Annotated in this window: 13 protein-coding genes; 5 read left to right on the top strand and 8 right to left on the bottom strand. The window is 68.7% G+C overall.

Annotation, left to right across the window (positions count from 1 at the left end):
• Positions 1-208 precede the first annotated feature (208 nt).
• The 3 genes from KUG43_RS11595 to KUG43_RS11585 are packed head-to-tail and all read left to right on the top strand — an operon-like array spanning position 209 to position 1,823.
• Positions 209-1,114, top strand: coding sequence for a YihY/virulence factor BrkB family protein (locus tag KUG43_RS11595; RefSeq protein WP_216909193.1), 906 nt, complete (start codon positions 209-211; stop codon positions 1,112-1,114).
• Positions 1,115-1,164: 50 nt separating this feature from the next.
• A complete protein-coding gene (locus KUG43_RS11590) occupies positions 1,165-1,401 on the top strand; it encodes a glypican (protein ID WP_216909191.1) in 237 nt (78 codons plus the stop codon).
• Positions 1,398-1,823 (top strand): hypothetical protein, encoded by a 426-nt coding sequence (locus tag KUG43_RS11585; protein WP_286194685.1) that lies wholly within the window; start codon positions 1,398-1,400, stop codon positions 1,821-1,823. The genes KUG43_RS11590 and KUG43_RS11585 overlap by 4 nt, the downstream gene beginning before the upstream one ends.
• A gap of 9 nt (positions 1,824-1,832) precedes the next feature.
• Here KUG43_RS11585 and KUG43_RS11580 read toward each other — a convergent pair whose 3' ends face one another.
• The 5 genes from KUG43_RS11580 to KUG43_RS11560 all read right to left on the bottom strand — a co-directional run bounded on the left by KUG43_RS11580 (position 1,833) and on the right by KUG43_RS11560 (position 4,257).
• Positions 1,833-2,240, bottom strand: a complete 408-nt coding sequence (locus KUG43_RS11580; RefSeq protein WP_216909189.1) for a DUF2834 domain-containing protein — start codon at positions 2,238-2,240, stop codon at positions 1,833-1,835.
• Complete coding sequence (xseB, locus tag KUG43_RS11575; RefSeq protein WP_216909187.1) at positions 2,237-2,518, bottom strand: exodeoxyribonuclease VII small subunit; 282 nt, start codon at positions 2,516-2,518, stop codon at positions 2,237-2,239. Before xseB ends, KUG43_RS11580 begins: the two co-directional genes overlap by 4 nt.
• Positions 2,519-2,553: 35 nt before the next feature.
• Complete coding sequence (gene xseA / locus KUG43_RS11570) at positions 2,554-3,780, bottom strand: exodeoxyribonuclease VII large subunit (RefSeq protein ID WP_216909185.1); 1,227 nt, start codon at positions 3,778-3,780, stop codon at positions 2,554-2,556.
• A 4-nt stretch (positions 3,781-3,784) separates the two neighbouring features.
• A complete protein-coding gene (locus tag KUG43_RS11565; protein ID WP_216909183.1) occupies positions 3,785-3,979 on the bottom strand; it encodes a hypothetical protein in 195 nt (64 codons plus the stop codon).
• A gap of 131 nt (positions 3,980-4,110) precedes the next feature.
• Complete coding sequence (locus KUG43_RS11560; RefSeq protein WP_015109196.1) at positions 4,111-4,257, bottom strand: CAB/ELIP/HLIP family chlorophyll-binding protein; 147 nt, start codon at positions 4,255-4,257, stop codon at positions 4,111-4,113.
• 117 nt (positions 4,258-4,374) lie between these two features.
• Here KUG43_RS11560 and KUG43_RS11555 point away from each other — a divergent pair, with 117 nt between their 5' ends.
• Positions 4,375-5,244 (top strand): HAD family hydrolase, encoded by an 870-nt coding sequence (locus KUG43_RS11555; RefSeq protein WP_286194684.1) that lies wholly within the window; start codon positions 4,375-4,377, stop codon positions 5,242-5,244.
• 43 nt (positions 5,245-5,287) lie between these two features.
• Here KUG43_RS11555 and hrpB read toward each other — a convergent pair whose 3' ends face one another.
• From hrpB to KUG43_RS11540, 3 genes are all read right to left on the bottom strand, one after another.
• Positions 5,288-7,834, bottom strand: a complete 2,547-nt coding sequence (gene hrpB / locus KUG43_RS11550) for an ATP-dependent helicase HrpB (RefSeq protein ID WP_216909207.1) — start codon at positions 7,832-7,834, stop codon at positions 5,288-5,290.
• Positions 7,831-8,214, bottom strand: a complete 384-nt coding sequence (locus KUG43_RS11545) for a DUF8663 family protein (RefSeq protein WP_216909205.1) — start codon at positions 8,212-8,214, stop codon at positions 7,831-7,833. Before KUG43_RS11545 ends, hrpB begins: the two co-directional genes overlap by 4 nt.
• Before the next feature lie 64 nt (positions 8,215-8,278).
• On the bottom strand, positions 8,279-8,569 hold the full coding sequence (locus KUG43_RS11540; protein ID WP_216909181.1) for a DUF2973 domain-containing protein: 291 nt from the start codon (positions 8,567-8,569) through the stop codon (positions 8,279-8,281).
• A gap of 254 nt (positions 8,570-8,823) precedes the next feature.
• Between KUG43_RS11540 and KUG43_RS11535 the strand changes: the two genes are divergently transcribed.
• On the top strand, positions 8,824-9,984 hold the full coding sequence (locus KUG43_RS11535) for a trypsin-like peptidase domain-containing protein (protein ID WP_216909179.1): 1,161 nt from the start codon (positions 8,824-8,826) through the stop codon (positions 9,982-9,984).
• Positions 9,985-9,995 lie beyond the last annotated feature (11 nt).

Genomic DNA, 9,995 nt, shown 5'->3' with positions numbered 1-9,995 from the left:
CCGCTCCATCGTCGCTGTAAGGCGTGATGTGAGCGATCAGCTCCGATCAGAGCTGTAGGAAAAGCCACCCGAGCAGGGTGGCTTTTCTGTTGGTCGTCTGTTGCTGGCTGGTGGCCGGTGGCAGGCTGCTGGTGCTCTGCCGGGTGCTGCGGACGGTGGGCAGAATGAATTGGCGTATCCGCCCGACACTCTTGACGTTGATCCTGCCGTGAGTTGGCGTCGCCGCTTCCGCCCCGTCTGGAAGGCCTATGCCCTGTGGCTGCGTTCGGATTGCGTTGATCTCAGTGCGGCCTTTGCCTACCACACCCTCCAATCCTTTTTCCCGGCCCTGTTGATCGCGCTCTCGGTGGCCTCCAGGCTGCTCGGACGCGACATGGAACGCTTCGACCGGCTGCTTGTCTACGTGGCCCAGGTGCTGCCAGCCTCCTCCCTGCCGGGTTTTGAGGCCACCCTGCGGCGTTTCACCAATCAGGGTTTTGGCGCTGGTCTGCTCGGATTGGTGCTTCTCGCCCTCAACGCCAGCAACATCTATCTGACGCTCCAGCGCGGTGCCGATCGGCTCTGGTGGAACCGTCCCTTTGGGCTTGACCACCTGCGCTGGCAGCAGCACGTGGCCCGATTCCTGGCCCTGCGCCTGAAAGCGCTGTCGCTGATTCTGTTCGTGGGGGTTCTGATCGTTGTTGACCAGCTGTTCAGCACCGTGAGGCTGTTCGGTTCGAGTGGGTTCCAGCAGCAGCTGCAGGCCTATCTGCCCAAGCCTTTGCTGTTGCTCAGTTCCCTTTCCTTTGGCCTGGATCTGCTCCTTTCCCTGGTGATCAGCTTCGCGGCCACCCTGGTGTTTCTCTGGCTGCTGCCATCGCGCCGCATTCCCTTCCGCCCCTTGATTCCCGGCGCTTTGCTGGTGAGCATCAGTCTCACCCTGTCCAACCTGCTGCTGGGCAGGAGCCTGATCGCCCTTGGCTTGCGCTTCCAGGCCTACGGGGTGGTGGGTGCCGTGTTGCTGCTCACGCTCTGGGTCTGGTTGGTGGGGGTGGTTCTGTACTTCGGCCAGTGTTTCAGTGTGGTGCTTTCCGGCGGTGCCGCTGGGGGGCCATCGACACCTCTGCCGCGCTGAGGACGGGCTTGTTTCGCGTCAGGATGGAGGTCGCTTCGATGGATCGACCCTTGGCCAAGCTTTCCCTCCGGATACCGCCATTGCCGGCCAGCCTTGCGCTTGTCTGCATGGCCGTGGGTGCGGTTGTGGTGATCGGCCTGACCACCCTGGCGCTGGTTCCCCTGCTGCTTGGTCTTGGCCTGTTGGCCGCCTGGCTGGTGGCGGCCCTGCTGCTGGGGTGGGCGGGCCTTGAAGGTCTGGCGGCACTGGAGCGGTGGATTGAGAACGACCCGCGCTTCCAGCGATGATGGAGCGCCGCATCCCTTGGCTCTGGATCGGTGTGGCGGCCGCCCTGCTCCTGGTGCCCACCTCAGCCGGCCGAATCCTCCTGGATGTGATCGGGGGGCTCACCCTCACCCTGCTGTTTCTGCCGCTGCTGGTGGCAGGGGTGGGTCTGATCGGCTGGCAGGTGCTTCGCCGCCGGCTGCGCACCTGTCCGAACTGCGGTTTCACCAGCCTCGGCAGCGAGGCCTGCCCCGCCTGTGGCAGCGCGTTTGATGCGGTTGATGCCTCTGGAACGGCGCCCAGCGCCCCGTCCGGAGCGTTCTTCTGGGGATCCCCGCCCGACGGGGAGATCGACGCCCGCGACGTCACCATCAACGTGGAGGCCGTCGATCTGGAGGCCTCCGGCTCCGCCGATGGTGCCATCAGGGAAAGCGAAACCCCCTGAGCGATCGGCTCATCCGTTGGCGACGGGACGCTCCTGGCCAAGGCGGGAGAGCTCCAGGAGCCGGCGTTCGCGTAGATGCAGGAACAGGGGCGCGCCGAAGGCAAAGGCGATCGTGACACAGCTGAGCAGCACCCAGCCCAGCCCGCGCATGCCGAGCCTGCGGCTTTCGCGCACCATCCAGATGGTGACGGCCGTGGCCCCGATCGCCAGATCGCTGGACAGGGAACGGGCCGCCGGGTTGGCATTGGCCTGGCGAATGAACAGCCCCAGATCAAAGGCCGCCCCTTCCGCCCGGATGAAGTCCAGATTGGCCAGCCAGGGCAGGATGGCCCCTGCCACGGCCAGGGCCAGATAGAGCCAGGCGACCCAGTTCAGACCGCCAGGGTCTTGTGGCGTGACGCGTGCTGCTTGGCTCATGGGGCGTAGGGCGTCGGCGCCCGTTCCGGCTGGCTGGAATCCCATTGCATCACCTGCTGTTCCACCTGCTGCAGCACCGACTCGCAGCGTTCGGCGTAGGCCAGGGCCCTGCGATAGAGATCGGCCATGGACTCCACATCCAGTTCCTCGTCCTGCAGCTGGGCCAGACAGAGTTCGAGGGCTGTCTGGGATTCGCGGAAGCTCAGTTCCTCGGCCACGGTTGCGGGTTCGGAGGACTCCTGGGGAGGGGGGCTGGATCTGGTGCTGGGCCTGGCCATGGGATGGGTGCGTGGTGGAAAAGGCGGGCAGCGATTCACCCGGCTGGGGCGGGGCCGTCGCCAGGGGGTGCGTCAGGGGGGGCAGCGGCTGGTTCGCTCGCCTCCACCCGCAGGGCCACCCGGCCATCTGCCAGTTCGGCGAGTACCGAATCGCCTGGTCGGAACTGAACCACGGAACGCAGCAGGCGTCCGTCGCGATCCCGCAGCAGGCTGAAGCCCCTGGCGAGCAGGTGCGCCGGAGACAGGGCCCGCAGCAGCTGACGTTGCTGGGCCAGCCACTGCTGTCGCTGCTCCAGAAGACGGCTCGGATGCAGCTTCTGCAACTGCTCCTGCCGTGTGCCCAGCCGTTGCCGGGCTGAGGCGATGCGTAGAGAGAGGGTGCGCTGCAGGTGTTCGCGTTCCTGGGCCAGGGAGCGGAGCACCTGGCTGCGTTCCGGCAGCACGGCCACCAGGGCCGCCGTCGGTGTGGCGGCCCGGTAGTCGGCCACCAGGTCGGCGATGGTGACGTCATCCTCATGGCCGATCCCGCAGATCACGGGCAGCGGCGACGCTGCCAGGCAGCGGGCCAGTTGCTCGCCGTCGAAGACGGCCAGATCCTCCCGGCTGCCACCGCCGCGGGCCAGCACCAGGGCGTCGATGCCGAGGCTGGCGGCCTGGCGGCAGACGCTCTCGATGGCAGCGGTGATCTGGGATTCCACGTTTCCCTGGACTGGGATCGGCACCACCAGCAGGTCCGTGGCGGGCCAGCGTTCGCGGGCCGTGCGCAGCATGTCGGCGAGGGCGGCGCTGGGCACGCTGGTGAGCAGGGCGATGCGGCGGGGCCAGGGCGGCAGCGCTCGCTTGCGTTCAGGATCAAACAGTCCTTCGGGCTCGAGCCGGCTGCGCACCTGCTCGAACTGACGCAGAACGGTGGTCAGGCTGGGACGCACATCCAGCACCTGCACGGTGAGGCTGGCCCGGGCGGCCCAGAAGTTGAGCTTGCCGACCACCACCACCCCATCGCCTTCCTGGGGAAGGAAGCTGAGTTTCTGCAGCTGGGAGGACCAGATCACCCCCTGGATGCTGGCCTGTCCGTCGAGCAGGCTCAGCCAGAGATGGCCCTTCTTCTGCTGGGGTCGGCCCATGGTGGCCTCCAGCAGGAAGCGGGGCGCAAATCCCCTCTCGAGCAACGTGCCGATGGCCTGGTTGAGCTCAGCGACCGTGAACCGGGGAATGCCGTCCTGCTGGCGGTGGGACGCGATGCTGCCAGGGGCCGTGAGCATGGAATCAGTGCTGGAGCTTGCGATAGCAGAGCCACCAGTAGAGGCTCAGCAGGCCGGCCACCAGGGCAACGACCCGTCCGATGGGATGGTCGACGCGGATCAGGCCAGCCCCGGTGATCACAAGGGCGCTGCTCAGCAGCCTGGAGCCGTCGCGGCGGTTGCCGACATAGAAGCGGGAAACGGCGGCAGTCGTTGCCATCGGAGGGCGTGAGCCTGTAAGAAGCCCAACCTAGGCCCGCCGCCGGGGTCATGAAAAAGCCGCCGGTGGAACCGGCGGCCAACGCCAAGGATGCGATTCAAGGATTGGTGATCTGGCTTGGTGGCCGGGCTTCAGCCGAGGCCAACCTGAGCCAGAATGCCTTGGCCGGTGAGAATTTCGGTCGCCAGGCCGATCACGAAGCCCATCATGGCCAGGCGGCCGTTCCAGGTTTCGGCGAAGTTGACAAAACCGAAGCGGGGCTGGGAAGCATCAGACATGGAAGTAACCGTCGGAAGAGACCCCACTGTAACGAAACGTGGAGGGATCTTGACAGTGTCAGGCACTACAAACTCTGGTGTGGGTTGCACGGTTGACAGTCGTGCTTTGGGGTGGGCTTGAAGACGATTCCGGTCTGCGGCCCCGGCCGGGGTTCCCTCTGGGGGCCTGGAACGGAGGAGCAGCGCCGTGCGCCCCGGGCTCACTTCCAGCAGCATCTCAAGGAGCCGCTACCCGGGGCGACCGAGCTGGTGCTGGTCACGGATCTCGATGGAACCCTGCTGGAGGGGAGCCTCCCGACCCGCCGCCGCCTCTACGGCTGGCTGGGTTCCCAGCGCCACCGGATCCTGCAGGTCTTCAGCACGGGACGGGACATGCGTTCCGTCGCCCGGCTGCTGGCCGCGGAGGCCGTCCTGGGCCTCCAGCCCCCGCACCTGGTGATCGGTGATGTGGGTTGCACGGTGGCCTGCGGTGCCTCCCTCACCCCCTCACCCCTGGCGCTGGAGCCGATCGAGGCCCTCTGGCGCGGACGGGCGGCACGGGTGCTGCCCCTGCTGGCGGGCCTACCGGGTCTTTGCGCCGAGCCCCTCAGCAGCGATCGGCGCCTGGCTTACGCCATCGACCCCAGCCAGCTCGATCGCAGCCGATTGCCGGCGATCGAGGCCCATGGGGTGGATTGCCTTGTCTCCGGCGGCAAGTACCTCGACGTGTTGCCGGCCGGTGTCAACAAGGGCAGCACCCTGCTGGGGTTGCTGGAGTGGCTGGAGCTGGATCCCGCCCTGGTGGTCACGGCGGGGGATTCCCTCAACGATCTGGCCATGTTCGAAACGGGGCTTCAGAGCGTGATGGTGGGCAATGCCGAGCCCGGCCTGGTGCGCGCCCTGCCGGGCCTGCCTCGCACCTATCGCGCCCGTGGCCATGGCGGCGCGGGCATCCTCGAGGGTCTGCGCCATTTCGGCTTCGGCCATCTGTTGGCCGGTCTGGTCTGAAGGGCCTTGCCTGAGGAGGCCTCGTCCGAGCAGACCAGCTGGATCAACGCTCCGGGGTCTGGCCGCCACGCCTCTCCCGCGCCAGGGCGGCCTTGGTACGGGCGCTGGCGATGCCCTGGCGGGGATCCTCGGGCCAGGGGTGGCGGGGGTAACGGCCGCGCAGCTCCCGGCGCACCTCGGCGTAGCCCTGGCTCCAGAAGCCGGCCAGGTCGCTGGTGACCGCCGCCGGGCGTCCCGCCGGAGACAGCAGCTCCACCCTCACCGCCAGCCGGCCGTCCAGCACCGTCGGCCCTTCGAGACAGCCGAACATCTCCTGCAGTTTCACCGCCAGCACCGGGGTGCCGCTGCCGTAGTCCAACGGCACACGACGGCCGGAGGGGACCGGCTGGGTCAGGGGCAACAGTCGCTCCAACTCCCGGCGCAGGGACCAGTCCAGATCGCCCCAGAGGATCTCGGGCAGGTCCAGTCGCTGCAGATCCTGAAGACTGCTCAGGCCGCCCAGGTGGGGCCCCAGCCAAGCCCCCGGATCCTGCTGCAGTTGATCCGGCGAACGGTCGGGCCAGGGCGACCCCAGGTGACGGTGGGCCAGCATCAGACGCTGCTGCAGCTGGCGGCTGGTGCGGCACCAGGGCAGCACCTCCAACCCCAGACTTTCCAGACCCTCCAGCAGGGCCCGCTCCACCACCTCCCCTGTGGCTTCGGGCCAGGGGCGACGCTCCAGCACCAGGGCCCCGCTCCGCCGCAGCCGTTCGCAGCGCACCCGCTGGTCGTTGCCATCCCAGCGGGCTTCGGTGCACTCCTCGACCCCGTCGGCCAGCAGCTCCTCCAGCCCCTGACGGGACAGGGCCACCGCCAGCCGCACCCGGGCCTCCTGGCCCTGGCCGTCGACACTGGCGATCGCCAGGGCTTCGGCGCCGGCGAGGGGGTCCCCCGGGGGCAGAACGGCGCCGCGACCGCTGCGCATCAGGAAGCGCCCATCCCCCCGGCCCCGGCCCAGGGCCAGCCGTTCCGGGTAGGCCCAGCCCAGCAGCTGGGCCGCCTGGGCATCCTCGGAGCCTGAGGCGGCCTCGCGGCCCGAGCGGCTGCGTGCCGACGGTGGTGGGCCATGGCTGTCCGTGAGCTGGCGCAGCAGCTGGGACTGGAGATCTCGCCAGGGACGCCTGGCGCCAGGGCGCCGCAGCCAGTCGAGCCGCCGCATCAGATCGCTGCCCGCCTCGCGGCGATCGAGCGGATCCCGTTCGCTCAGCAGCACGGCCACGGCACTGGCCAGGGACTCCCAGCCCCGTTCCCTGGCTCGCAACAGCATGTGGGCCAGGCGTGGATGGACCCCCAGCCGGGCCATCGCCCGCCCGTGGTCGGTGAGCCGTCCGTCGCCGTCAATGGCCCCCAGCTGACGCAGCAGGCCGCGGGCCTCCACCAGGGAACGCCTGGGGGGCGGGGTGATCCATGGCAACGTGTCGTCCGCCGCCCCACCCCATTCCGCCAGCTGCAGGGCGATCGGCAGGGGATCGACCTCAAGCACTTCCGGGGGATCGAAGGGGGGGCGCCGCAGCTGTTCCGCCGGGGACCAGAGCCGCAGGCAGTGGCCGGGTCCGAGGCGCCCGGCCCGGCCGCGGCGCTGCTCGGCACTGGCCTGGCTGGCGGGCTGGGTGACCAGGCCGTCCATGCCCGTGGCCGGATCGAAGCGACTCAGGCGGCTCAGGCCGCTGTCGATCACCAGGGTGACCCCTGCGATCGTGAGCGAGCTCTCCGCCACCGCCGTGGCCAGCACCACCTTGCCGGTGGCCTGGTGGGTCGCCGCGATGGCCTGGCCCTGGGCCGCCAGCGGCAGCTGGCCATGCAGCAGAACGCAGTCGATCTCGGCCCCCCAGGCGGTGGCTTCGATGGCCCGGCGTGTCGTCTCCAGCTCCCCGAGGCCCGGCAGGAAGACCAGCACGGTGCCCCGGGGCTGGGGCTGGTCCAGCCAGTGGCCTTCAAGGGCCCGCAGCACCTGGCGCTCCAGTCGCTCCTCCTGCCGCGGCGGTTGGTAGGCGACCGTGACCGGATGGCTGCGGCCCTCGCAGCTGATCACACTGGCCCCATCCAGCTCGGCGGCCAAAGGTTCCAGATCAAGGGTGGCCGACATCACCAGCAGCCGCAGCTCCGGCCGCAGCAGGCTGCGGGCCTGACGCACCAGGGCCAGGGCCAGATCCGCCTCGGCCTGGCGCTCATGAAATTCGTCGAAGATCACGCAGGCCACCCCTTCGAGGGCCGGATCGGCCTGGAGCCGGCGCAGGAACAGGCCGGCCGTGACCACCTCCAGACGGGTGGCCACCGAGGTGCGGGATTCCAGTCGCACGCTGTACCCCACCCGGCCGCCGAGGGGTTCACCGAGGTTGGCCGCCAGGCGCTCGGCGGCGGAGCGGGCCGCCAGCCGCCGCGGCTCCAGCATCAGGAGGCGGCCTTCCCGGCCGAAGGCGTCGAGCAGGGCCAGGGGGACCCGGGTGGTCTTGCCGGCGCCGGGTTCGGCCTGGAGCAGCAGGGTGGCTCCTGGGCTGAGGGCAGCGGTGATGGCCGCGAGGCGCCCGTCAATCGGCAGGGGCGGGTTCAGCGCACGTGGCGGAGGCCATCCACCGGGTGATAAGCCTCACCGGTGGTTTCTTCGTAAACGATGGCTGGCAGGCCGGTTTCGAACATGGTCTGCAGGGCCTCTTTCAGGTACGGGTTCCAGCCGCCGGTGGTGACCTTGCCGTGACGCACCGTCCAGTCCCAGGTGCCCTGGAGGTCTCGGGGAATGCGGCCCTCCCGGTCGCGCCGGGCTACCAGGTCCTGGGATTCGACGATGCCCACAAGGATCGGGTCTTTCCCGTAGGACGGCGTGATGCTGAGCTCAAGCCGAATCGGATCGTCCTTCACCATCTTGAGGCGAAAACGAGGTGGCAATTTCAGTGCCCCGAGCACGGCCGCCACGATTCGTGTTCTCTGATCCACCATCGATCTCCGCCTTTGAGCGCGTTCACCTCAGGGAGCCTATTCAGCGGTCGGCCTGGCGTGGTCAGTTCGGATCGGCGGGAAAGGCGGGCTGCTCGTTGTCGCCGCTGAACCGCACGGTGAGCAGGTCCTCCTGGGTGAGCTGGCCGTCGGCGTCGAGGAGCTCAGGATGAATGGTCAGCCGGCCCGTGCGATCACCCGTGGGGCCGCCGGAATCCGTCGCGGCCGCCGCTGGGTCGCCCGGGCGTGGCACGGCCCCAAACCCCCGTCCCATGACCCGGAACGCCTGCCAGAGCAGCAGAACAAAGCAGGCTCCATAGAGGATCGGGAAGATCTGCGAGAGGAGAGAAGTCATGGCGCGATGGGAACCCCGCATGCCGCGGACTCTCCCCCATCATCACCCGTCTGAAGGAGCGGTGGAGGTGGCCAGCATCCAAGCCCAGAGGGAGGTGCAGGCGGCTCCGAAGGCGAGAAAAGCCAGAAGCAGGCGACTTGTGTCCATGTCCCGATAAGAAAGTTTACAAATCATAGCCGATCAGGCCGGTTTGCCTCCCCTTCCTGCTTTCAGGGGAGGTGTCTACGGTTTTGTTACTGCCGATTCTTTTTGCGATGCGTTCCACCCGCGTTCTTGCTGCGGCCGCCGCCGGTCTTGCCACGGTCACAGCGGCGGCCACGGCCACGGTCACGGCGACCACGGCCCTGATCAGCCCGACCTTCACCCCCCCTGGCCTCGCCCAGCCGGCCGGGGCCGTGCTTGGGCGTCAATCCTTTGTGGCGGCGGCGATCCGCCGGGCGGGCCCGGCCGTGGTCACCATTGACACGGAGCGGACGGTGCAATCTGCCGGTGGCGGTGGCGGTCTGCCCCGGGGACTGATGAACGACCCCCTGTTCCGTCAGTTCTTCGGCATTCCGCAGCAGGGGGCTCCCTCGCGCCGTACCGAGCGGGGCCAGGGCAGTGGCGTGATCCTGCAGTCCGACGGGTTGGTGCTCACCAATGCCCATGTGGTGGATCAGATCGACCGGGTGACCGTGGGCCTGGAGAACGGACGGCGTTATGAGGGCCGGGTCGTTGGCCTCGACAAGCTCACCGACCTGGCGGTGGTGCGGCTGGTGGGGGCGGGTCCGTGGCCCGTGGCGCCCCTGGGCAACTCCGATGCCCTCCAGGTGGGCGACTGGGCGATCGCGGTGGGGAACCCTTTCGGTCTCGACAACACCGTCACCCTGGGGATCATCAGCAGCCTGAACCGCAACGCCACCAAGCTGGGCATCACCGACAAGCGGCTGGATCTGATCCAGACCGATGCCGCCATCAACCCCGGCAACTCCGGCGGACCGCTGCTCAATGCCGATGGCGAGGTGGTGGGGATCAACACCCTGGTGCGCTCAGGACCGGGCGCCGGGCTGGGCTTCGCCATCCCGATCAACCGGGCCCGCAGCATCGTCAATCAACTGGTGGCCACCGGTCGTGCCACCCATCCGATGATCGGCGTGGGCCTCGATGAGGTCAGGGCGGCCAGCGGCCAGCGTTCGGGTCAGGGTGCGGTCGTGGTTTCCGTGCAACCCAACGGCCCGGCGGATCGGGGCGGCCTCAGGACCGGTGACGTGATCGTCGCGGCCCAGGGGGCGACGGTGAAGGATCCCTCCCAGGTGATCACGGCCGTGGAGCGGGCCGGGGTGGGAGGAACGCTCAACCTGACGGTGAACCGTCAAGGGGCGACGCTGAATCTGCGCCTTGTGCCAGGCGATATGGCGGTGATGCGGCAGGGATGAGGTGGGTGGCC

This window comes from Synechococcus sp. CCY 0621 (assembly GCF_019038465.1).
Classification (GTDB): Bacteria; Cyanobacteriota; Cyanobacteriia; order PCC-6307; family Cyanobiaceae; genus Cyanobium.
Note: the sequence above shows the minus strand (reverse complement) of the source record. Positions and strands in the feature narration are given on the sequence as shown.